This is a genomic window from Brevibacillus sp. FSL K6-0770 (assembly GCF_038000275.1).
Classification (GTDB): domain Bacteria; phylum Bacillota; class Bacilli; order Brevibacillales; family Brevibacillaceae; genus Brevibacillus; species Brevibacillus parabrevis.
The window spans coordinates 1,612,842-1,636,466 of record NZ_JBBOBQ010000001.1 but is presented as its reverse complement, the minus strand read 5'-3'; the positions used below and the strand labels follow the sequence as shown (position 1 = coordinate 1,636,466).

Here is a 23,625-nt window from a genome sequence, read left to right as displayed (position 1 = left end):
CCGTTTTGTTGTTTTTACTTCATTTCGTTGATTTCAGCGCGGATTTTTTCCACGAAGGCATCCACAGTCATGGCACCTTCATCGCCTACGCCACGTCTGCGAACAGACAGTGTGCCGTCAGCCATCTCTTTTTCACCGATGACCAGCATGTACGGGATTTTTTGCACTTGCGCTTCGCGGATTTTGTAGCCGATTTTTTCGTTGCGCGCATCCAGCTCCACGCGGATTCCTGCTTGTTGCAGTTTTTCTTTGACTTGCTCTGCATAAGGAATGTGCACTTCGCTAATGTTCATCAGGCGAGCCTGAACCGGAGTCAGCCATACTGGGAACGCCCCGGCATAGTGCTCGATCAGGATGCCGATGAAGCGCTCCATCGAGCCGTACATCGCACGGTGCAAGACAACCGGACGGTGCTTCTCGTTGTCCTGGCCAATATAAGTCAGGTCAAACTTCTCTGGCATCTGGAAGTCGAGCTGGATCGTTCCGCATTGGTGGCGGCGTTTCAACGCGTCAGTAATTTGGAAGTCGATCTTCGGACCGTAGAAAGCGCCGTCGCCTTCTTTGATCTCGTAAGGCATTTCCAAGTCTTCCAGCACCTTTTTCAAGGAGCTTTCCGCAGTCTCCCACAGTTCGTCGGAGCCCATGGAATCCTCTGGACGAGTCGAGAGCGCTACGCTGTATTCGAAGCCGAAGACGTTGTAAATTTTATCGATCAGTTGAATCATGCTCTTGATTTCGTTCTGGATCTGGTCAGGACGAACGAAGGCGTGCGCGTCATCCTGGCAGAAAGTCCGAACGCGAAGCATGCCGTTCAGCGCACCGGAATACTCGTGGCGGTGCACCTGACCAAATTCGGAGTAGCGGATTGGCAGGTCGCGATAGGAGTGCATCGCATTTTTGTAAATCAGCATGTGTCCAGGGCAGTTCATCGGCTTCAGCGCATAAGTCGCGTGCTCGACCTCGGAGAAGTACATGTTTTCCTTGTAGTGATCCCAGTGGCCGGACTCTTTCCAGAGACGCTCGTTCATGAGGAACGGAGAGCGCACCTCTGTGTACTGCGCCAACTGCTGCAGGCGGCGGGAGAATTGCTCCAGCTCGTTGCGGACAGTGAAGCCGTATGGCAGGTAGAACGGCATGCCTGGAGCTTCTTCGGAGAACATGAACAATCCCAGCTCTTTGCCCAGTTTGCGGTGATCGCGTTTTCTCGCCTCTTCGATGAAGTGCAGATATTCATCCATGTCGGCTTTTTTCGGCCAAGCTGTACCGTATACGCGTTGCAGCACCTGGTTTTCCGCTTTTCCGCGCCAGTATGCGCCTGCTACACTCATCAGCTTGAACGCCTTGATGAAGCCAGTCGATGGCAAGTGCGGGCCGCGACAGAGGTCGAAAAACTCGCCCTGCTCGTACAAAGTAATGGTAGCCTCGTCTGGCAGATCGCGAATCAGTTCCAGCTTGAGGTGATCGTTCAGATCGGAGAAGATTCGAATCGCCTCATCGCGGCTCACCACTCTGCGGCGAATCGGCAAATCTTCTTTCACGATTTTTTCCATTTCGGCTTCGATCTTGCCCAAATCCTCTGGCGAGAGTGCTACCGGAATATCCATATCGTAGTAGAAGCCATCCTCAATCACGGGACCGATACCGAATTTCACTTCGCTGCCGTAGATGCGGCGTACAGCCTGGGCGAGCAAGTGAGCGGTACTGTGGCGATATACTTCCAATCCGTCCGGTGTATCGAGAGTGACGATTTCAATCGCTGCATCATCCTCAAGTGGCGTGTACAAATCCACCACTTTGCCGTCTTTTTTACCGGCTACTGCTTTTTTCTTCAGGCTTGCGCTAATCGAGCCTGCGATCTCTTCGATGGTGATCCCAGCATCATACTGACGAACTGCGCCATCTGGGAATGTTACGTTAATTTGTGCCACCTTGGATTCTTCCTTCCTGTTTGTTTTTGAGAAAATAAAAAACACCCATCCCAAAAAGGGACGAGTGCATTCTCGCGGTACCACCCTAGTTCAAGTCTGTTTGCATAAAAAGGAACACCGAAACAGACTCCTCATGACATGATAACGGTATGGGAACCGGCAAACCGATAGTGGAAGCAAACGCGCTTCGTTCCCGGCTGCTACTCGAAGGGGGTAGATCCATATGATCTCGCAGCAAGCTCCCAGCCTAGGCCCGCCTCTCTAGAGCGATCTTCATATCGTCCATGTCCTTCTCATCGTATTTGTAAGCCATATACGTTTGTTGTTGCTTATTATAGTGGACTCGGATTGTTCCCGTCAAGTACACGTCTTTGCCCAATGCATAATGAACAGGAATGGCACGTAATCAGCCGGCTGTCGAAAATGCTGCGTATCGTTTGCGCAAGCCCCGGCCTGTCGCCAGCCATGTGCAGCACGATACTCTCAGGAGCCAGTGTAACCAAGGCGCTGACCAAATAATCCTCGTCCCGGCACTTTTGTTCGTCCATGCTGAGCACGGAATCAAGCTGCTCCAGCCAGAGACGGTCTCCCTGTTTGTCATAAAGATGGAAAGGTTTGTCCACACTAGGAACAACATGGACCACTTCCTGTTTCACTTCCTGCACGGCGATGAAGTAGCGCAACAGCTCGACAAATTCCTGGTATTGCTTGTCTTCCAGATATTCGTCAATCCCGGACTCCACCAGTTCAAACAGCTCGTTCCAATGCTCTTGCAGCCGGAACCGGATGAAACCCAGGACGTTGATCGTCCGCTCCTGCTCCAGATACAAAAACGCCTTGCGGTAAACATTGGCCTTGCGGGTCGTGGCAGCCAAAAGCTCGCGGCCATCCTGCTCGATTTCCTGGCACATGCGCTCGATGTAGGGCAAAATTTCTCCCCATTCTTCTTCCAGTTGTTCTGCCGCCAACAGATCGGCAGCCATTTCCTGCATGATGTCCGCTTCCTTGACCTGTGTCACCCACTCTGCCAACGTCAATGCCACAAAAGCTCTCGCCCACTCTATCGTCTGCGCATCATATTCTTCTTCGCACCAGCTTTGAAAAAGGAACGTGCAGTAGTCCTCCTGCTCTTGCTCCTTGTATGTAATGCGCACCGGGGCCGTATTGACTCGCTCCAGCATTTCGTTTACGATCACGCGATACGTGCCACTATGCTCAGGGACATTCTCCAGCAATACGCGATACGTTTGCATTTTCATCCCCCCAACCGCAATTGTAGTTACAGTATATGTCCCTTGATTGGCGATATACTTTTAAACGATTGGAAACCGGGGATTGGAAAATGGGGTCGTTCCATATGAAAAACGCGCTCCCTCATCACTTCCCCTTTGACAAAGGCTGGTGATCAAGCAGCGCGTGGAAACAGCTGGTATATCAATTAGTTTTGCATCACAAAATCTTTCTCTGCCATCTCGCCGTCCTGGAACACGCGCAGGATGTCGTACTGGGTATTGCGCTGCGCAGGGATTTTGCCTGCTCCGCGAATCAGTTCGAGAATCTGGTTGGTGTTCACTTTGTACGTACATGCGGCGGCTGACACGACATTTTCTTCCATCATCGTCTGACCGAAGTCGTTTGCTCCGTAAGAGAGTGACAATTGGCCGTAGTGCGGGCCCATGGTAACCCAGGAAGATTGGAAGTTTTCGATATTGTCCAGCATGAGTCGGCTGATCGCCAAAGACTTGAGGTATTCCTCCGGCGTGTTGTTGACGGCCTTCATGTTGGTGTTGTCCGGCTGGAACGTCCAGACGATGAACGCTTTGAAGCCGTGCGTCTCGTCCTGTGCTTCACGGATGCGCAGCAAAGACAGCACGCGCTCCTCCATCTCCTCGCCAAAGCCGATTACCATCGTCGCCGTACCTGGCAACCCGATGCGGTGAGCAGCTTTTTGCGTATCGATCCACTCTTTCCAAGAGCCTTTCAAACGGGAAATTTTGCGGCGCGTACGGTCGTCGAGAATTTCTCCGCCCGCTCCCGGCAAGGAATCCAGCCCCGCTGCCTTCAGCTCTTTGAGCACATCCTCGACCGACATGTTGGAGACTTCCGCGATTTTGATGACTTCCGCTACCGACAGCGAGTGCATGGTGATTTTCGGAAAACGTTCCTTGATCGCCCGCAGCAGGTCGGTAAAGTAATCAATTTTCAAATCCGGGTTCGTTCCGCCCTGCATCAAGATTTCCGTACCGCCTACGTCTACGGTCTCCTGAATCTTTTGGAAAATGGTTTCTCTTGGCAGTACATAGCCTTCGCTTGAGCCTGGACGACGGTAAAAGGCGCAAAAGCGGCAATACGTATCGCAAATGTTCGTGTAGTTCACATTTCGGCTGATAACAAACGTGGCAATTGGTTCCGGATGATGCTTTTGCATCACCAGATTGGCGTAGTGTCCGATCTTTTCAATTTCGTTGCTGGCAAACAAGGCCAGGCCGTCTTCCAGGCCCAGTCGTTCCCCTGCAAGGGCACGCTCCAATATAGCATCGATCATCAGGATCACTCCTTGTACCATACGTAAATTCCATCCCACATGATATCACACTCGGGACATAACGGCTATAGCCCGAGGTGCTGCCACAAACAGGAGCTTTATGCAAAACAGCCCCGCAAAAAGCAGGGCTGCCCGATATTTCTTGTTCTTTTATCATTCAAATCCGATCTGCTCATACACTTCCGGTTCCCAGTAGATGACCGTTTGCGAAAGTGGCAGATTGGTTTCACGCGCACCATTAGGCTGACCGTTAAAGTAAATGATTTCAGTCACGGCTACCCGGTCTCCGCGCACGTCAATTTCTCCTGTCAGTTGCACGCTGGTTCCATCCGGCGCATAAAAAACGACTTTCCCCGATCCCAATGTCTTCATGGGCTCCTCCCAACGCTGTATGTCCTTCTTCTCTATACTAATGGATATTCTTTCCTATCGTCAATGGAAAAGCTAGGGACTTCCTGACCACGACTCACGCATACACAGGGCCGTTTCGCTCAGGACGAATCTCCTTAAAAGCCGGAAAATACCAGGAAAATGTAACCCCCCGGTGTAATCAATCGTATTTCTATCTGTTTGGATCAGCCCGCTTTTTCGGTCTTTGTCCGCACGACCAAGCATATCCTAACTACTGAAAACCGCTTTTTTCCTGTATAATTGATTCCCGAGAGGAAATGTGCTTAAGGAGATGCTCATGCTCGATCAAATCACAGAACTTTTCATGCAATATGGAATATGGGGCCTCTTTGGCATGGCATTTTTGGATTCGTTCATCAGTCCGATTCCTCCTTTTTTTATGCAAATTGCGATGAGTCTGCTTGACCCCGGATCGGCCCTCCGCTTTGCAACGGTGGCTTTTACCGCCTCGATTCTTGGGGCGCCAATCGGATTTTTGCTCGGCAAGTGGCTGGGGAAACCGCTTTTGCACAAGCTGCTCCCGGAAAAATGGGTCGTGGTCGCCACCGAGAAATTCGCCAAAAACGGAGACGCTGCGGTGTTGATCGGCGCATTTACGCCCATCCCGTTCAAAGTATTTACCGTATTGAGCGGCGTTTTCAACTATTCGCTGACAAAGCTGATGCTCTTTGCCATCGTCGGTCGCGGCCTGAAATTTTTCCTGATCGGTACGTTGTTTTACTTGTACGGCAAACATGCCAAAGTGTTGCTGGACGAATACTTGGAAGTCTCATTGCTCGCAGCCGCTGCACTTGTAGCCGTTGGCTGGTTCATCTGGAACAAACGCAGAAAACGCTATGCCTGAGATGAAAAACGCCCAAGCAACCTCGAATTGGCTGCATGGGCGTTTTTTCCTTTTGATGCGATTGGTTACGTGGCGAACAAAAAGGCAGACTGCTGCTGTAGCGCCTCCAGCGGGATCGGCTCATAGTCCAGAAGCTCGCGGAAAAAATGCACATCCAGCAGCTCGTCACCCTGGATGCCCCGCTTTGTCTTCGGCAGCAAATGCTTGTTTGCGTACAGCTTTGCCAGCACGTATTTGCGGGCATTGTTGTCTCGCAGCAGCTGATCCTCTGCTTCGCTGACGATGCAGGAAAGCGTGTACAAGTCAATCATGTGGTCGGCGAGCGCCTTCAATTTATAGCTGAGATAATCAGGCGACTGCTGGAGCAAATAAGCAATATTCTCCTCCAGTACAGCAAGCTCGGATTGCAAAAGCTGGGCGAACGGCCGGGAAAAGGCATGGTGCCAGCCTGCCGCACGCGAACGCAACAGCCGGATCAAGACCGCATGGCTGTTTTCTTTTTGCATGACGCGCAAAATGTCCAGCGCAAGAATGTTCGAAGTTCCCTCCCACACCGTCAACACCTGCGCATCCCTCAGCAAGCGCGGTGTGACATACTCTTCGATAAAACCGTTGCCGCCGTGAATCTCGATAGCTGTGTGGGCGGCTTCCACCGCTTCCTCTCCCGTCCGGTATTTCAACAGGGGAATCAACAGCCGGCAAAGCGCCAAATTGTCCCTGCCCCCCGAACCATCCTGTACGCGGTCGTAGACAGCAATCATGTCGAACACGGCGCCTGTGCTTACTTCCGTATCCAAGAGCAGGTTGACCAGCATTTCTCTGACCATCGGGTACTGGTCGATCGGCTTTTGAAAAGCACGCCGCTCGCTCGCGTAATATTTGGCTTCATACAAGGCTCGGCGCATGATTCCGACCGATGCGATCGCATTGCAAATTCGCGACAAATTCAGCGCTTCCGCCATGTATTTGAAGCCATTTTCCGGCTGTCCGATCAAATAGCCTTCCGCGCCGTGAAGCAGCACCTCCGCAGACGGCACTGCGTTCACTCCGAGCTTATCTTTCAAACGCCGAACCTCAATCTGGTTGCGCGTGCCATCCGGCCGAACCCACGGGACGAGAAACAGCCCCAAGCCTTTTGTGCCCGGCTTGCTGTCGTCGATTCTCGCAAGCACCGTGGCGACCATCGCGCCCGCATTGCTGGCAAAAAATTTCTCGCCCGTCAACTGATAGACGCCCGGCTTCCCAGCTGTCGGCTTGGCAACCGTGAGATTCGCCCCGACATCCGAGCCGCCCTGACGCTCCGTCAGCCAAGTGGCTCCCTCGTACAGCGAACGGCGATCCCGCGAGGTCAGCCCGCTCAGGTACTGCTCTTTTTGCTGCTCATCCCCGTATTTATCGATCAAATACGCCGCCGACATCGTCAAGGTCACCGGGCAATAAAAGCCTGGCTCGGTCTGGCTGACGAGGTAGCCCAGCAAAAAGGAGTAGCTGTACGGTGCCTTGAACCCAAGCTCGGGAATGTCGTGGTACAAATAATGGACGATCCCCGCCCCGTACACGTCAGCCACCGTCTGCTTGTAGCCTTCGTTGGTGATGATCTCGGAAACGTCTTCGCCAAGGCGATTGTATTTGCGCAAGTGCGGCTTGCCGTCCCGATCGGTATAGGCTGCCCGCTCATCCAGCGGCCCCGCCGCATGTGCCCCCAGCCAACCGAGCTGCTGCTTCGCCCAATCGTGCATCGGCGCCGGCAAATACCGCTCCAGCAAGAAAGCAAGGTTGGGGTCTGCCGCAAAAAAGTTTTGCTGGCTGCCTGCGCGCGGGTGAGGGATGTTGTCGCTGTAGCGGCGCTGGTCGATTTTCGCTTGCAGGTCGCTCATGTCAGCTCCACTTCCTTTTGCGCAGCCGAATCGCGCAAAGCATGCTTGAGCACTTTTCCGCTCGTATTGCGCGGCAGCTGGGCGAGGACTTTCACCTGTCGCGGCAGCTTGTAATCGGCAAGGTGTCCGCTCAAAAAGCCGCGCACTTCTGTCAGCCAATCGTGCGCCGGATCAGCCCCTGCAGCAAGTACCACGTAAGCGGTAACCGTCTCGCCCCACTCGGGATGGGGCAGCCCCACGACAGCCACTTCGGCAATCGCCGGGTGACGCTCCAGCAGCTGTTCAAGTTCCTTCGGGTAGACATTGACTCCGCCCGTAATCATGACATCCTTTTTCCTGTCGACGATCCACAGGAAGCCGTCCTCGTCGAATTTTCCGATATCTCCCGTGTAAAGCCAGCCGTCGCGCAGCGCCTCGCTCGTCGCTTCCGGGTTGTTGTAATAGGCTTTCATCGTGCCTGCTCCGCGAACTCGCACCTCGCCAGGCGTACCTGCCGGGACAGGTCTGCCCGCTTCGTCGACAACCTCGACTTCGGCGAACAGGACACCGCGGTTTCCGACGCTGCCCACCTTGTCCGGGTGCTCGCGGTGCAGCAGGCGAGTGCCCGTCGGCCCTGCTTCCGTCAGCCCGTAGACGCAAGCCAGTTTGTCCCTGCCGTACGCTTGCTCCATCTGCGCAGCCATTTCCTTGGACAAAGGAGCGCCTCCGTACATCCAAAACTCCACGGATGACAAATCGTACCGGGCGAACTCGGGATGCTTCATCGTCAGCAAGTAAGCAACGGGCGCCCCGAAAAAGTGGGTAATCCGGTGCTTTTGCACGAGCGACAAGAGTAGCTCCGGCGAAAACGTGAGCGCCATCACTTGCGTCGCTCCGACCATCAAGCCTGAGATAAAAAACAAGTGCAGCGGCGCTGAATGGCTGAGCGGCATGAGCTGGAGGATGCGAGAGCGATGCTGGATCGACAGTTCGATGGCCATCATGGTCGCGACGGTCAGCAAGCTTCTGTGCGTGTACAAAACACCTTTTGGCCGGCCCGTTGTACCTGACGTGTACAAAATGCTGACTTCGCTGTCTTCTGTCAAGTTCGGAGCATCCGGGTCGATCGCAAATTCATCCAGCTTGCCGAGAACGTCTTCGCCTGTCTCCCAAGCTGCTGTTCCCAGCCAAACGCCCTGACTGCCGCCCGTCTTGATGGCAAGCAGATTCGTTCCTTGTTCGATCCATTCGTTGACCGCGTGCACGAGAGCTTCGTGAACGATCAGTGCTTTCGCCCCTGCATGCTCGCATATGTAGCGCACTTCCTCCTGGGTCGACCGCGCATTGATCGGTACGACAAGCGCCTGGCAGCGAATAACGGCTATGTAAAAAACCGCAAACTCCGGACAATTCGGCAGCATCAAAACCACGCGATCTCCTGGCTCGACGCCATGCTCTCTCAAACGATAGGCCCACCTGCTCGCCCGATCATTCCACTCGGCAAAGGTAAGTTCTGCATCACCTGCAACAAGTGCAGGCTTGTCGGGATATTTGCGTCCGTTTGCAGCAAGCAAAGCTGATACGTTCATCGGTTCCCCTCCCCATGTTCTTCCAGCAATTTTTGTTCAAACCCCAGCTTGTAAGCGAGAATATCTTCCCGCAGCAGCGACAGCTCCCTGATCTTGTCGTCAATCTCCGCCAGCTTCTGGTTGCCGTAATCAATGGCACGCAGCAACTGGGCGCGACCGCTGCGATCCTCGCCAAACAACTCGATCATTTCCCGGATTTGCTCCAGCGAGAAGCCGAAGCGCTTTCCCCGCATAATCAATCGCAGCCTGGCCCGATCCTGGCGGCTGTAATACCTGATCCCCCGCTCAGTTCGAGCCGGAAAAATCAGGCCGACTTCCTCGTAGTAACGAATCGTTCTCGTGCTGACATCCAGTTCGTGAGCAAGATCAGAGATGGACCATGGTGCTTGCTTTTCGTCGCCTTCTCTGTTCATCGTCTCCTGCTCCTTTACCTTTCTTTTCTAATATTCAGAAATAACTGATTAACCATATTTTACCTTCCGTTTACGTTAACGTCAACTGCCGCCCCGATCTACCGAAAAATTTCGCTGGTGCAATCACCGATCTGGCATACGCCCATATATTGTCATTGTGAGTTTTATGAGGAGGTGAAGCAATGGCCGTTATCAAAGCGAACAGCAATGACGTCGATATGTTGGCTCGTTTAATGCGCGCGGAAGCGGAAGGCGAAGGCGAGCTGGGGATGCTGATGGTGGGGAATGTGGGCGTCAACCGGATTCTCGCCAACTGCCTTGACTTCAAGAACATACGGACGATGCGAGATATGGTCTATCAATCTCCGGGCGGATATGAGTCTGTGCAAAAGCCGTACTTCTACCAGCGGGCACGTGAGCGCGAAAGACGTTTGGCCCAGCGAACGATCAATGGCGAGCGGACACGTCCAGCCACCAATGCGCTTTGGTTTTACCGTCCTGTCGGCAATTGCCCTGCCACCTGGTGGGATCAGGCAAACTCCGGGCGTTACAAGGCGCACTGCTTCTTCATTCCAACCAGAGCCGATTGTCCGCGCGTTTTTTAACAGATAGATAAAAGGAGCGAGTTCATCATGAGTCAGCAAATCCCATACCAACCGTATCCTTACGGGTATGAAATGTATCCTTCCGCACAGTTTCCTTTTGGCATGCAGCAACAACAGCAGCCGCAATTGGTTCCTATGCAGCCAAGCGGCGCGCTGATCCCTGGCACGCCTTATACGCCGGGGCAAGTCATGGAAGAATCGTACATCGAAAACATTTTGCGCATGAATCGCGGCAAGGTCATTACCGTTTACCAGACGTTCGAGAACAACAGCCAGTGGAACGCGAAAATTTTCCGCGGCGTGCTGGAGACAGCCGGGCGCGACCACATCATTCTCAGCGACCCGCAAACGGGCAAACGCTACTTGCTGCTCATGGTCAATACCGACTACATCACAGCCGACGAAGAGCTGAACTACATTCCTCCGACACTTCCTCAGGGGGTACGTTAAGCTTTACCAAAAAGACAGTGTCCATCTCTCGTTCAGATGGGCGCTGTCTTTTTGCTATAATGGGGCGATAGGCAAAGCATGCGCTTGTGCCACACATCTTTTCAACAGAAAGAGGAGAGCATTCGTGGCATTCGGCATTTCACGAGCAGAGTTAAACGAGTGGAAACAGGCGGTCCGGCGCGGAGAGATTGCTTTTCTGACACATTACTGGCTGGACCCGCGTTTTCCTGAGATGAAAACCGTGACAAAAGTAGGCTGCGCCGATCCAAACAAGTTGGTGGAATGGTGCCGCCAGCACGGCTTGAATCCCGCCTATATTCACAACCGCGCCGCTTTTCCCCACTTTGACCTGATTGGCCCGAGGCAAATCGAGATTTTGCAGCAGATCGGATTGCACGACCACCTGGAGCGCTTTCGCCTGCTCGACTAAAAAACAGGCTACCCTCCAGTTCAAGGTAGCCTGTTGCTTTTTCTACTCTGCCTGTTTTCGGGTATGGTATCCGCGGTCGCCGTATGGAGCCAGCTTCTCTACCCACTTTGCTTCCAATTTCTCCAAAGCAGCCTTCGCATCAAACGAGGAGTCGTCTTTGTTTTCCAGCACTTCCAGCACCTCGAACTCGAATGCATCAGCGCCCAGCTCGTTCCAATCGTTTTGCAGTTCCCGGTTGGGATGGGAGCCGTGCTGCAACATGAACTTTTTGCCGTTCATCGTTTTGATGTTCATGGTGCTCGCCACGAGTACCTTGCCGTTCTCTTTGTTGCGGATCTGGTAGACGCCAGCCTCGCTCTTCACTTCTTTGTATAGCTGCTTCAGCTCTTGCTTGCGATCCGTCGTCGCCTCTTGCTCCGCTCCGTCGCCGCCCGCCCGGCTCGTGCGCCAATACGCGCTGCCGTCGGCTTCCCGGCTCAACAAAGCGAAGTCGATCAAGTAACGGCGCAAGGTGACGTGGTCCTCATAAATCGCTTCCAGCAGCTCATTGACTTCCCGCTCCTTGTACACCTTGTCCGGCGCAAAGCGATTGGCAATCTCCTGAAAAACAATCTGCCTGTGGCTATGCTTGCGTGGTATCCGCGCCAGCGAATGGCCTTTCCCGTTCGGAAAATACTTTTGCACAACCGCGGCATATTCAGACGGCCCGGCCTCTCTCTGCTTTTCAGCCTGCTTGTTTGGCTTTCCCTTACCCGTTGAAGAGCCTGTGCTTGCTTTGTCCGTTTCCCGCAGCAGCTCCATCATTGCCAAAAATACTTTTGCTTGCCGCTCTTTCTCTTTGAGGGCAAAACGGTGATTGCGGATCGTCGAAGCGCTGCCGATGCCCATCTCGGCTTGCACCTCGGCATCGCTTTTGCCCGCATAAAACAACCGCATCAAGCTGGCCTGATGATCGGACAGTCCGGTCAACCGCTTGTCCAACCCGCTCAGATGAGCAAAAACCGATTCATGCTCCTGCTCGATATGATGACGCATGTAACGGGACGCCTCGAACAGGGCGCCGTCTACCGGATAGATAATTCCTTTTTCCACTTCTGCGCCACATAGCAAGCACAAATAATCGTGCTCCCGCTCTACATATCCTTGCTTGGCTTCCTCCAATGAAGCAGTCCAAAACGATTCATTGATGCCCATTGACAAGCACATCCCCAAAATGTTTAGTTTATTGCAGACAATATAACACTTCGTTTGTGCATTGTCAAAAAAAGCCCCTTGTTGGTCACCCCACCAACAAGAAGCCTGCTCGTCTTGATTCGTTTGCTGTTTTGCCCTATGCTCTCGTCGTCTCCAAAGTTTGCGACGCCTGGGCCAATTCTTGCAGAAAGGCTTGCCGATCGCCCTTCCAAAAGCTCCCTTCCGTCCCTACCCGGTTTTGCCGATAGCGAATGGCCAGACGGTTCACCAACTGGTTGATCTCCAAATGCTGCGCTTCTTCCATCGTGAACCGTACCGCGTATTCATAAAAATCTTGCTCCCACGGGCTTGTACGCACGACATGTCCGTACATTTTCAATGTCGAACCGCACAACTCCGTCTCAAACTGCAAGACGAGCTGGTCGCTGGCCGGCATTTTCAAGTGCGAGAGAAATCGCAGTCCGCCTGCGCCGATATCCTCAATCAGCACCTTCGCGCTGCCGATCTCCATCGTCTTTCCTTTGACAAGAACAATGGTCATGAATGCACAGAGGGGATGCTCCAGCTTCAACCGGAAATATTCACGTTTGTGACCCTCTGATCCACTCGCCATTGCTCTCACCTTCCTTTCCCTTGCCCGATTTATTCCCAAACGCGGCGAAGCCCTCGTCCCTGTCGGCACAAGGTTTTCGCTGCCCGCATTCATTTCTTAGGTAATGACTTCCCACCGCATGTCACAAAAGAAAACAGCGCCGTGTGACTGGCGCTCTATTTATTTTTCTCTTTCTTGTACCGAATGTCCTGCAACTTTGTGTCAAATGATTCCCAAAGCTCCCTTTGGTCGTACTTGATGGAATCGCGCTTCTCCAGACGGAACAGGAGCTTCACCACAAACCAGACAACCAGCAAAAACGCAAAAAAGATGACGACGGTAAAAAAAATCATAAGACCTGCCCCCTCCCCGTTTGTTAACAACATATGGGGAGAGGCAAAATAAGATGACCAATTATGGCAAAATCATGACAATTTTAAAAATCAGAACGGCGTCATGCTCTGCGGTTTTTTCGTCGTGTAAAAAAGCCGATCCAACTGCGGCAACGCGCGCAGGTCATCCAGCTCTGCCAGACCGTACTCGTGCAGCTTGCTGAAACGAACCGCCCCCATGACGAGCGAGGAAAAATCGGATATATCCAGTTGAACAGCAGCGTCTGCCTGTCCTTCCTCTACCACGCGAGCATGTCCGTCTGTGAACTGGACAAGCCATGTCCCGCTGTTTTCCGGCAGGAAGGAGTCGCGCACCGTCAGCTGCAAGCGAACCGTTTCTGCGCCAAAGCGATGAGCGGACATTTGCCGGAAAAAGCCCGGTACATCAATCACCCGATACATCAGCCCAACCCCTGAAACATGACTCTCATGGTAGACGCTAGGCAAAAGTCGGTTCGTTCCATTTCCCGGATCAGACAAAAGCAAATGGAAGTCTTCGTCCGCAGTATTGAGGACAACCCGCTGTATTTGATCCGCCTGGCTGTGCAGGAAGGAGAGTAGCTGCGCCAACGCCTCGCGCGATTCATAGACCAGCTCTTTCGCGACGATATTGTTGAAAATTTTATTTTCCTCGTGAGCGCTTTCAAATTGGAAGGCAAGATATCCCGTCAGTTTGTCCTCCTGTCGGACACCGACGACGATTTTTTCCGGCACATTCAGCAGGCTGTCCACATCCCGCTCCGTCCGTTTGATCATCCCGTGCGTCTGCCGGGCGACCCGCTGGTAACACGCCAGCACTTGCTCCTTGTCCTCTTTTGTCATGTACACGATTTGATCCTTGCCCGTATAGGGAAGGCTTGCAGGCTTGAATTTGTACTGATGAATTTTGCTTCCTGTCCCAAAGCCCATCTGCTTGTAAAAATCAACGCGAAACGGATAGAGCGACACAAGTGGAATCCCTCTCTCCCGGTAAGCCGCGAGAAACCCGTGCAGCATCGTTTTCGCTACCTTTTCTTTTTTATGCAACAGATCGACAGCGACCGTGCCGATTCCTCCTGTCAGTACAGATTGACCGTATACATACATGGAAAAATCGTACCACTTCATGATTCCTACGAGCTGTCCGTCCCGATAGCATCCGTGATAGCTTACGTTCGGGTCATTTTCCAGCGTGCTTTTGACCCGTTCAGCGAACTGCTGTCTGCCCTCCGTCCCGAGAAGATTGCTTCCCGGATAAGCCATGGCGGCAATTCTCGCTACCTCGTCGATATCGTTCAAAGAAACAGGGCGAATCTCGTCCATCGTCACAATCACTCCTGTCTGTACGCATTTGGGACAAACCATTTCGTCTAAAAAAATTTTATAGAATCTATGCGGTAAATAGCAACAAGTTTTTGTATATTTTGGAAAAGTTTCATTTTCAGCCATATTTAGCTTGGCCATCCAAAAAGCGCCGACCGACTGGCCGACGCTTGATGAATTACTGGCTGTTCGCCTGTTGCCGCTGATTTTTGGCAATCACAAGCGACAAGAGGAAGCAGCCAATCGCGATAACCAGTGTTCCGGTAAAGACGACGTGAACCCCGGAAGAAAGCAAATCGCGGATCGACGCCAGCTGTTCCGCAGGGATGGAGCCTGTCTCGAAGGATGCGCCGAGATTCGCGTGGCCTCCCGCTACCGTGACCATGTTGAACAGCATCCCGAAGACTGCCGCCCCGAAGGTTTGGCTGAAGGTTCCTGTGAACGTGTTCAATGCGACAGCCGTTCCCCGTTTGTCGACAGCGACCGACGCCTGAATTTTGACCATGACGATCGGGCTGATCAGCCCCATGCCAAGCCCCACCAAGCCTACGGCGACATAAATCAAGTAACTTGCCGAATGGGAAGACAGAATCGTTAAAAGCGTCGTGGCAACGGTCAATATGGCCGTCCCTCCGATAATCAACTGCTCTGCCCGCAGCTTGCCCAAGAGATTGCCGGACAAAATCGAGCCGATCGTCCAACAGACGGGCATCGGCGTCAGGACAAAGCCTGCCATCGTCGCGCTTTCCCCCAGTACGCCCTGGCTCCAGATCGGCAAGTACACGACCATGCTGATCACAATTCCGTTGGTCAAAAACGTCAGCATGTTGATCATCGTCACGTTGCGATTCGTCAAAAGGGTGAGCGGAATCAGCGGCTCAGGCGAGCGCTTTTCTACCGTAACGAAAACCAGGTAGGTCACGAGTGCAAACACAATCAAAGAAATCGTCACCGGATTGGTCCAGGACTGATCCTGGCTGCCCGTCAACAGCGCGTACAACAAGGCAATCGTGCCCACGGTGAAGATCAGCGCTCCCGGATAATCGATATGACGCTTCGCTTTTGCCAGCAGCTTTTCGCGGTAAAACCAGACCAGCATGAAAAAGGACAAAAGCCCGAACGGCAAATTGAGAAAAAAGATATAACGCCAGGAAAGCGTGTCGACCAAAAACCCGCCAACGAGCGGCCCTGCCACACCCGACAGGCCCCATACAGCGCTGATCCAGCCCTGGGCTTTCGCTCTCGCGGTCTGCTCGGTATACAAGTCGCCGATAATCGTCATCGTAATCGGCATGACCGCACCCGCGCCCAAGCCTTGAATCGCCCGGAACACGATAAGCTGGCCCATCGTCATGGCCACACCGCAAAGCGTGGAACCAAGCAAGAAAATACCGATCCCGATCAGCAACACATTTTTGCGTCCAAACAAGTCAGCGAGTTTGCCATAAATCGGGGCAGACACGGCAGTCGCCAGCATGTAGATGGCGTAAACCCAGCTGACCAGCTCAAATCCCGATAAATCACTTGTAATCCGCGGCACCGCTGTACTGACAATCGTCCCTTCCATGGCGGCCAGGAAGGTGGAAAGCATCAGTGCCACCATAATTTTTACTCTCATCTCGATCTCCTCTCTCTATCTACGCACGATCGCGATTCGCCAAAAAGCGTTGTCATAGTATATCACAAAACTTTGCTTACCTATGAAACAAAAACGCGTCTGCCACCTGTCCGCGCCGTTGTTGCAACGCGCGAAAGGATTGACAAGACTGGGGACTCGGGGAGCCGCCTTCGCTCCTGATCTTGTTACAGCCAGCTTTTGATCGCCTGAAACACTTCCTGATAATAATGCACTTCATGGGGAACAAAATCACTCTGCTTGACCATCAGACTAGCGTCGTAGCGCTCTCCTGCCGCATCGGTCAAAAACCCTTTCGCTGCCACTTGCGAAAGCTGGTCTGCAAACAACGCCTCCAACTCCTGCACATTCACCCAGAGAAGTCCTGTCACTTCTTCCTTTTGCAAGCGATATTCGTGCAGCGGCTGATCGCACTCCATCGCAAATACGTGGCACAGCTCCTTGTCGATGATGCCTGGCGCCGTAATCACATCGCGAATGACGCCAATCTGGCGGAGCTTTTCATACGGCACGACAAGTCCAAGCTCTTCCTCCAATTCCCGCACTCCGTCACAGGGCCGCTCCCCTGCGAGCAAATGGCCTGCCGATGTTATATCAAGCAAATTCGGGCCCGTATCTTTTTCCGGATGCCTTTTCTGGAACAAAAGCTCCAGTTGTCCATTGTGCACCCGGTAAAGCCAGCAATGGAAAGTTTGGTGCCAATCCCCTTTTCGGTGCACCTCGCTGCGCGCTTCCACACCGATCTGCTGTCCTGATTCGTCAAAAATGTCAAAGCGTTCTTCCGTCATCCAACTCCACCTCATCTGCGTATCGGTTTCTCATTCTTTTCCACCTTACCAGTTAGGCGAAGTGTTGGCTACTCTGTTCGCCCGAAATATGCACTACCGCCACTCCGCCCCGTCTCGGCTTTGCTTTTGCGCTGTCCATGCTCGATCCAAAGCCTTGCCAGGCCGCTATGTTGACAGCCTCGCTCCCTTCCTATAGACAAAGGGACAGCGCCTGGCGCCATCCCTTTGTCTCATCGTGTTGTCCTGGTGAAAGCTTATTGAATTGTGACTTCGTCCAGCATCAGGTAGCCTACCGGACTTAACCAGAAGCCTTTTACATCTTTGGCTGTTACCGATACGTGGTCGATGGTGCGGATCGGAATGACCGGAACTTCTTTCAGCTCGATCTCTTGCAGCTTGGCATAGATCGCGTTCCGCTTCGCTTCATCCTTTTCGCGGCGGCCTTCTTCAATCAGCTTGTCGACTTCCGGGTTGTTGTAAAAGGCAATGTTTCCGGCGCTGCCTTTAGAGGAGCTGTGGAAGACGTTGTACTGGTTGTAGTCGCCGTCGCCTGTGGCATTGCCCCAGCCGCCGATAAACATCGCATGCTCGCCTTTGTCTGTGTACTCCAAATATGCCCCGTACTCCATTACTTTGATTTCCACGTCGATGCCAATGCCCTTCAGCTGGGACTGGATTACTTCCGCTACGTTCATGCGCTCTTTGCGGTCATCGGTCACAATCGATGTTTTGAAGCCGTTCGCGTACCCTGCCGCAGCAAGCAGCGACTTCGCTTCGTTCACATCGTACTTGTAGTCCTCAAGGTTCGGGTTGTAGCCGATCACTTTAGGAGACATCGAAGAGACTGCTTCTGTCCCTACGTTGTTGTACACGCCTTTGACAATCGCTTCTTTTTCAATCGCATGCGCGACAGCCTGGCGCACACGTACGTCGTCAAACGGTTTTTTCGTCACGTTGAAGCCGATGTATTCCACACCGAGACCTTCTGCGCGAACCATGTTCATGCTTGGCGTTGCTTGTGCGCGCTCCACCTCTGTTACAGGAAGCTGGTCGCCGATATGCGCTTCGCCTGCCTCGACCATCGCGATGCGGGTCGTGTCTTCCGGTACGACTTTATATTGGACTTTGTCCACTTTCGGCTTCTCGCCCCAGTAGTTTTCGTTTTTCGCCAGGGTCATTTCCTGACCTGGAATCCAGTCTTCAAATTTGAAAGGCCCGGTTCCTACCGGCTTTCTCGCCAATGTGTCAGCGCCTTCGGCAATCGCTTTCGGGCTGATAATGCTGCCTTCCGTGCTTGCGAGAATCGACAGCAGCGGCGCAAACGGGTAGTCCAAAATAAACTGAACCGTTTTGTCGTCGACTGCCTTGATTTCCTTGATCATCGCGAAGTTGGAAGCGCGCGGGGAACCTACTTTCGGATCGAGGGCACGTTCGAACGTCTTTTTCACGGCTTCGGCATTGAACGGTGTGCCGTCGTGGAAAGTAACGCCTTCGCGCAGCTTAAATTCCCAAGTCAGATCGTCAACCTGTTTCCACTCGGTAGCCAGCGCTGGCTTGTAGCCTGCGTTTTTGTCCCGCGCCACCAGACTCTCATATACTTTGCCGTAAATATAGTTGGCGGATGGAATGTTGGAAATGAAATGCGGATCGAGATTGTTTGCGTCTGCCTTGCGCGCTACGATCAAGGTTCCGCCTTCTTTTGCCGCCTCGGAAGCCGGTGCTCCATTTACGTTTTGCTGCTCTGTACCTGCGCCACATCCCGTCAGTGCTACACCGACGGTCAGCGACAGCGCGAGCAGCGATCCAAACAAGCGTGTTTTCTTCATCTGCGTGTCCCCCTGTACAATGCTGTCGAAAATTCTGAATCTATTTCTTATTTGCATTATACGGTAGACTTTCTGCGCAGCCTTTCAGCATCTTTACTTCTATTTATAATATTTTTACTTTTATTTAATTTTATCTAATTCAGCTTCCGGAAAGGGACTGCGTGAAAAAACCGCTCATCCCCTGTGAACGGATAAGCGGTTTTCTCCAATAAAAGCAGATGGCTACTGCTTTTGCCAGACGATTTTTCCCGCGTACACGACTGCTTCCTTCGCAGCTTGACGTGCGACAGCTTCAGCCGAGCAACTGGCCCGGACAAACACAGCATCGGCAGCGTCACCAGGCTTTGGCCAGGCGCGATTCCCTGCCTCGTCAAGCGGGGTGATGCCGCCAGTGACCAGGCCGAGCGTGCGGGCAAGCGATTTCTCGTCAATGAGCCGGAAGCGCTCCGCTACGCGATTCGCTTTTTGCAGCATATCTCCTGTGCCGAACGGGTCCCAATGATCGGTAATGTTATCGTTGCCAAGTCCGATCTGCACCCCTTTTGCCCGGAGCAGCGGAATCGGGATCGTCGGCATGTCGATCGGCACCGCGGACATGATCGCGATGTTCAGTTCCGTGCACAATTCCGCGATCTCTTCTGCCAAAGCCGTCGGCACCTCTCCCAGCGCATAGGCGTGGCTGACAGTCGTCCGGCCTTGCCAGCCAGCATCGCGCACCATCGCAGCGAGTCGCTTCATGATGAAAATGCCCAAATGCCCCGGCTCGTGCAAATGCAGGTCGATGTCCGCATTGGCTTCTACCGCAATATCCATCATTGTGTGCAGCGATTTTTCGATATCTTCATCAAAAGAAGCTGGATCGACACCCCCGACGAGTCCCGCCCCATGCTTCATCGCCTCGCGGACGAGCGCTACGGAATCACTGCGCAGCAATCCATGCTGAGGGAAAGCGACAATTTCCCAGGAAAGTTTTTCCCGGTAAGTTTCCAGAGCAGCGAGTGTGGCCTCCAAGTTTTGCAAACCGATGACCGGATCGATATTGCAATGCGTTCGGACGTGTGTCGCACCGTGCGATTGCAGCAGGTGCAGCAAGCCTTCTGCACGCTGTTTGGCTACCGGAAGCTGGCGCGGCAGCAGTTCCTGCTCTTGTTGAATCCGGAAAAAGCGGTTGGGAGCAGGAATGACTGCCTGCCAGGGACCTCCGTAAAACGTTTTATCCAGATGGATATGCATCTCCCGAAAAGACGGCAGCATGAGCAGCCCGTCTGCGTCCCAGTAAGAGGCAGCTTGTGGGAGCGAAGTGCTGGCAGGGACGATTTTTTCCACGCGGCCGTCCGCCAAAAGCAGATGGACACGCTCTGTCGCCGTCCCTGTTATCCTCCCGTTCTCCTCTTGAAACCCGCTTTCCAGACGTGCGTTTTTGATCCAGAGGCTGTCTTTCCCGCTCTCCATGTTCGCTCCCCCTTCTTACTCCATCGTAATATCGTTAATCATCATGTAACCGGATGGGCTGATCCAGAAGCCCTTGATTTTTTTGCTGACCGCTGCAACGTGTTCCAGATTGCGGATCGGAACCATCGGCGCTTCCTTGGACTCGATTTCCAGCGCCTGGGCGTAAAGTTGCTTGCGCTTGGCGCTGTCCGGCTCGCGGCGCGCTTCTTCGATCAGCTTGTCCACTTCCTTGTTCACGTAAAAAGTCGTGTTGCCGCCCTTGCCGAGCGAGCTGGAGTGGAACAGGTTGTACTGGTTGTAGTCGCCGTCGCCTGTCGCGTTGCCCCAACCGCTGATAAACATGTCTGTCTCGCCATTGTCTTCGGCATCGAGGTACGCTCCGTACTCCAGCACTTTGACCTCTACTTCCACGCCGATGCCTTTCAACTGCGACTGAATGACTTCTGCGGCATTGATCCGCTCTTTGCGATCCCCGGTCCACAGCGTTGTCTTGAAGCCGTTGGCATAGCCCGCTTCCTTGAGCAGCGCCTTGGCCTTGTTCGGGTCGAACTCGTAGCCTTTCAGCGCCTCGCTATAGCCGAGAACTTTCGGGCTCATCGCAGAATTGGCTTTTGTTCCTACATTGTTAAAAACGCCTTGGATGATGGCATCTGTCTCGATCGCATAGTTGATCGCCTGGCGAACCCGGACATCGTCAAAAGGCTTTTTCTTCGTATTGAAGCCGATAAAATCGGTGCCCAGTCCTTCTGTGCGATACAGAGCCATTTGCGGCGACTGGCTGACGCGTTCGATCTCGGTTACAGGCAGCGGCTCCGCAATATGGGCTTCGCCTGTCTCAACCATGGCAATTCGCGTCGTATCTTCCGGAACGACCTTGAAGACGGCCTTTGCGTATTTTACCTTTTCACCCCAGTAGTTGTCATTGCGTGCGAGCACGATTTCCTGTCCCGGCGTCCACGCCTCGAACACGAACGGCCCTGTGCCTACCGGATGCTTGCTCAAATCTTTTCCGTATTGCTCGATCGCTTTCGGGCTGATAATGCTCCCTTCATGGTTGGCCAAAATGGACAACAGCGGCGAGTATGGGTAAGTCAGCTTGATTTGCACAGTGTAGTCGTCTACGGCTTTCACTTCCTGGATCATTTGGAACTGGGTGGCGCGCGGAGAGCCGACTTTCGGGTCGAGGACGCGAGCAAACGTCGCTTTGACCGCTTCTGCGTTAAACGGTGTTCCGTCGTGGAAAACAACGCCCTGGCGCAGCTTGAACTCCCACGTCACTTCGTCCAGCTGCTTCCACTCGGTTGCGAGCATCGGCTTGAACTCCATATTTTCATCACGGCGAATCAATCCTTCGTACACTTTGTGATGGACGACGCTCGCCGCGTTGATCGCGGAAATAAAGTGCGGGTCCAAGTTGTTGGCATCCGATTGTCTGGCAATAATCAGCGTCTGTGTTCCATCAGCCGCTTCGCTTTTGGCTGGATTGTCCGCAGCCCCCTGCTCCGGTTGTGCCGAACACCCTGCAAGCACCAGTCCAACGCCGAGCACGCCCGACATCAGAATGCTCCATCCTTTGCGTCTTTTCATAAAATCGCCCCCGTTTTTGCTTTTCTGTCTCTTGTTTTGAAAGTAGAGCAGCATAGCTGATCCCTTCAAGGAACTCGGCTATGCTGCGATTCATTGCTCTTGGAAGCTTGCGGTTATGGCAAGGTGATTTCGTCGATTTCGATGTGACCAGCCGGGCTGATCCAGACGCCCTCTACCCCTTTTTCAATCGCTGCCAAGTTTTCTGCGAAGCGGTAAGGCACGACTGCTACTTCATCCATTTCGAGCTGTTGCGCTTTTTCGTAAATTTGTTTGCGTTTTTCTTCGTCTTTCTCTTTGCGTCCTTCTTCGATCAGCTTGTCTACTTCCGGATTGCTGTAGAAGGAGTGGTTGCCTGGTGCGCCGTGAGACTTCGTGTGGAACAAGTTGTACTGATTGTAGTCAGCATCGCCTGTCGCGTTGCCCCAGCCGCTGATGAACAAGTCTGTTTCGCCTTTGCTCGCTGCGTCGATATAGGCGCCAAACTCCAGCACTTTGACTTCCAGATCGACATTGATTTGTTTCAGTTGTTGTTGCAATACTTCCGCTACGTTGACCCGCGCCTTGTTGTCATTGAGGTAGACGGTTGCCTTGAAGCCGTTGGCATAGCCTGCGTCCGCCAGCAATTTTTTCGCTTTCTCGATGTCGTAGCCAAGGTCTTTTACGTTCGCGCTGTAGCCGACCATCGTAGGAGAGATCGAGGAATGAGCGACCGTTCCCACATCGTTGTACACCCCTTGAATGATCGTCGGCTTGTCGATCGCAAGCGCAATCGCTTGACGGACGCGCACATCGTCAAACGGCTTTTTCTTGTTGTTGATGCCGATATGCTCGCTGGAGAAGGACGCATAGCGGCCGAGTGTCATGTTTGCCGAGTTTTTCACGCGGTCTACTTCTGTTACAGGAAGTTGTTCAGCCACTTGTGCTTCGCCTGTCTCGACCATAGCCAGTCGGGTTGTGTCCTCAGGTACTGTTTTGAAGACAACCTTGTCCAGCTTCGGCTTGTCTCCCCAGTAGTTGTCGTTTTTCACCAGCACAACTTCTTGTCCTGGCGTCCACGATTCAAACTTGTACGGCCCTGTTCCGGTTGGATGCTTGGTCAAGTCTTTGCCGTACTGCTCGATCGCTTTTGGCGACAGGATGCCGCCTTCTGCGCTGGCGAGAACGGACAACAGCGGAGCGTACGGGTAGTTGAGGATAAATTGCACCGTGTTGTCATCCACGACTTTTACTTCCTTGATCGCTTCGAACAGGTTGGCGCGGTTCGAGCCGACTGCCGGGTCCTGGACGCGGGCGATCGTCTTTTGCACCGCTTCTGCATTGAATGGGGTGCCGTCGTGGAAAGTTATGCCTGTGCGCAGTTTAAACTCCCACGTCACATCGTCCACTTGCTTCCATTCGCTTGCCAGCGAACCGACGTATTTGCTTTCTTTGTCCATGCGGACCAGACCCTCGTATACTTTGTGATGAATGATAGCTGCCGAGTTAATTTGCGTAAGAAAGTGCGGGTCCAGATTGTTTGCGTCCGACAACCGGGCGATGACCAGTGTGCCACCTGCTTTGCCCGTGCCAGGCGCTGCTGTTTGCCCGGACGTATTGGCGTTCGTCCCCGCTTCTGGCGCTGGCGCCTGCGAGCAGCCGGCCAGAGCTGCCGATACGGCAACAGTCATGGCGATCAGCGTCTGGAAAAAGCGCGTCTTTTTCATGTAGTGTTTCCCCCTCTTTTGTTTGCGCCGGATGTGCTATAATTTTTTGACCATTCGCGCATGTCTCATTTTACCTACTATT

Annotated in this window: 21 protein-coding genes; 4 read left to right on the top strand and 17 right to left on the bottom strand. The window is 53.2% G+C overall.

Going from position 1 to position 23,625, the window contains the following annotated elements; genetic code table 11:
• Nucleotides 1-14 precede the first annotated feature (14 nt).
• From thrS to NST23_RS08030, 4 genes are all read right to left on the bottom strand, one after another.
• Nucleotides 15-1,928, bottom strand: coding sequence for a threonine--tRNA ligase (gene thrS, locus NST23_RS08045; RefSeq protein ID WP_122963126.1), 1,914 nt, complete (start codon nt 1,926-1,928; stop codon nt 15-17).
• A gap of 332 nt (nt 1,929-2,260) precedes the next feature.
• Complete coding sequence (gene ytxC / locus NST23_RS08040; protein ID WP_122963125.1) at nt 2,261-3,181, bottom strand: putative sporulation protein YtxC; 921 nt, start codon at nt 3,179-3,181, stop codon at nt 2,261-2,263.
• A 185-nt stretch (nt 3,182-3,366) separates the two neighbouring features.
• Nucleotides 3,367-4,473: a cyclic dehypoxanthinyl futalosine synthase gene (mqnC, locus tag NST23_RS08035; protein ID WP_122963124.1), complete on the bottom strand. Its 1,107-nt coding sequence runs from the start codon at nt 4,471-4,473 to the stop codon at nt 3,367-3,369.
• A gap of 153 nt (nt 4,474-4,626) precedes the next feature.
• Nucleotides 4,627-4,845, bottom strand: a complete 219-nt coding sequence (locus NST23_RS08030) for a hypothetical protein (protein WP_063228695.1) — start codon at nt 4,843-4,845, stop codon at nt 4,627-4,629.
• A gap of 316 nt (nt 4,846-5,161) precedes the next feature.
• Between NST23_RS08030 and NST23_RS08025 the strand changes: the two genes are divergently transcribed.
• Nucleotides 5,162-5,728, top strand: a complete 567-nt coding sequence (locus tag NST23_RS08025; protein ID WP_063228694.1) for a YqaA family protein — start codon at nt 5,162-5,164, stop codon at nt 5,726-5,728.
• Nucleotides 5,729-5,793: 65 nt separating this feature from the next.
• Here the strand turns inward: NST23_RS08025 and NST23_RS08020 are convergent, their stop codons facing one another.
• Genes NST23_RS08020 through NST23_RS08010 form a run of 3 tightly spaced genes read right to left on the bottom strand, consistent with a single transcriptional unit; the run spans nt 5,794 to nt 9,586 of the window.
• Entirely contained in the window at nt 5,794-7,605 is a 1,812-nt protein-coding gene (locus NST23_RS08020) for an acyl-CoA dehydrogenase family protein (RefSeq protein WP_122963123.1), read from the bottom strand.
• Complete coding sequence (locus NST23_RS08015; RefSeq protein ID WP_340963510.1) at nt 7,602-9,173, bottom strand: class I adenylate-forming enzyme family protein; 1,572 nt, start codon at nt 9,171-9,173, stop codon at nt 7,602-7,604. The genes NST23_RS08020 and NST23_RS08015 overlap by 4 nt, the downstream gene beginning before the upstream one ends.
• Nucleotides 9,170-9,586 carry a MerR family transcriptional regulator gene (locus NST23_RS08010; RefSeq protein WP_122963121.1) on the bottom strand — a complete coding sequence of 139 codons (417 nt, stop codon included), beginning with the start codon at nt 9,584-9,586 and terminating at the stop codon, nt 9,170-9,172. Before NST23_RS08010 ends, NST23_RS08015 begins: the two co-directional genes overlap by 4 nt.
• Nucleotides 9,587-9,768: 182 nt before the next feature.
• On the opposite strand from NST23_RS08010, the gene NST23_RS08005 reads away from it, so the two are divergent.
• From NST23_RS08005 to NST23_RS07995, 3 genes are all read left to right on the top strand, one after another.
• Nucleotides 9,769-10,191, top strand: a complete 423-nt coding sequence (locus NST23_RS08005; protein WP_122963120.1) for a cell wall hydrolase — start codon at nt 9,769-9,771, stop codon at nt 10,189-10,191.
• A 27-nt stretch (nt 10,192-10,218) separates the two neighbouring features.
• The gene (gene gerQ, locus NST23_RS08000; RefSeq protein ID WP_122963119.1) at nt 10,219-10,641 is read left to right on the top strand and encodes a spore coat protein GerQ; all 423 of its coding nucleotides are present in this window, start codon (nt 10,219-10,221) and stop codon (nt 10,639-10,641) included.
• A 124-nt stretch (nt 10,642-10,765) separates the two neighbouring features.
• The gene (locus NST23_RS07995; RefSeq protein WP_122963118.1) at nt 10,766-11,071 is read left to right on the top strand and encodes a hypothetical protein; all 306 of its coding nucleotides are present in this window, start codon (nt 10,766-10,768) and stop codon (nt 11,069-11,071) included.
• A 42-nt stretch (nt 11,072-11,113) separates the two neighbouring features.
• Here the strand turns inward: NST23_RS07995 and NST23_RS07990 are convergent, their stop codons facing one another.
• The 10 genes from NST23_RS07990 to NST23_RS07945 form a co-directional block, all read right to left on the bottom strand.
• On the bottom strand, nt 11,114-12,265 hold the full coding sequence (locus tag NST23_RS07990) for a DUF2087 domain-containing protein (RefSeq protein WP_340963507.1): 1,152 nt from the start codon (nt 12,263-12,265) through the stop codon (nt 11,114-11,116).
• A 136-nt stretch (nt 12,266-12,401) separates the two neighbouring features.
• Nucleotides 12,402-12,878 (bottom strand): PilZ domain-containing protein, encoded by a 477-nt coding sequence (locus NST23_RS07985; RefSeq protein WP_122963116.1) that lies wholly within the window; start codon nt 12,876-12,878, stop codon nt 12,402-12,404.
• A gap of 155 nt (nt 12,879-13,033) precedes the next feature.
• Entirely contained in the window at nt 13,034-13,210 is a 177-nt protein-coding gene (locus tag NST23_RS07980; RefSeq protein ID WP_167470237.1) for a hypothetical protein, read from the bottom strand.
• A 90-nt stretch (nt 13,211-13,300) separates the two neighbouring features.
• Nucleotides 13,301-14,551, bottom strand: coding sequence for a GNAT family N-acetyltransferase (locus tag NST23_RS07975; RefSeq protein ID WP_340963504.1), 1,251 nt, complete (start codon nt 14,549-14,551; stop codon nt 13,301-13,303).
• A gap of 178 nt (nt 14,552-14,729) precedes the next feature.
• The gene (locus tag NST23_RS07970) at nt 14,730-16,169 is read right to left on the bottom strand and encodes an MDR family MFS transporter (protein ID WP_122963114.1); all 1,440 of its coding nucleotides are present in this window, start codon (nt 16,167-16,169) and stop codon (nt 14,730-14,732) included.
• Between the two features lie 185 nt (nt 16,170-16,354).
• Entirely contained in the window at nt 16,355-16,975 is a 621-nt protein-coding gene (locus tag NST23_RS07965; RefSeq protein ID WP_122963113.1) for an NUDIX hydrolase, read from the bottom strand.
• A 254-nt stretch (nt 16,976-17,229) separates the two neighbouring features.
• Entirely contained in the window at nt 17,230-18,801 is a 1,572-nt protein-coding gene (locus NST23_RS07960) for a glutathione ABC transporter substrate-binding protein (RefSeq protein ID WP_340963500.1), read from the bottom strand.
• Nucleotides 18,802-19,023: 222 nt separating this feature from the next.
• Nucleotides 19,024-20,253: an amidohydrolase gene (locus tag NST23_RS07955; protein WP_217021939.1), complete on the bottom strand. Its 1,230-nt coding sequence runs from the start codon at nt 20,251-20,253 to the stop codon at nt 19,024-19,026.
• Between the two features lie 15 nt (nt 20,254-20,268).
• A complete protein-coding gene (locus NST23_RS07950) occupies nt 20,269-21,840 on the bottom strand; it encodes a glutathione ABC transporter substrate-binding protein (protein ID WP_280648175.1) in 1,572 nt (523 codons plus the stop codon).
• Nucleotides 21,841-21,953: 113 nt separating this feature from the next.
• Nucleotides 21,954-23,543 (bottom strand): glutathione ABC transporter substrate-binding protein, encoded by a 1,590-nt coding sequence (locus tag NST23_RS07945; protein WP_122963110.1) that lies wholly within the window; start codon nt 23,541-23,543, stop codon nt 21,954-21,956.
• Between the last annotated feature and the right edge of the window lie 82 nt (nt 23,544-23,625).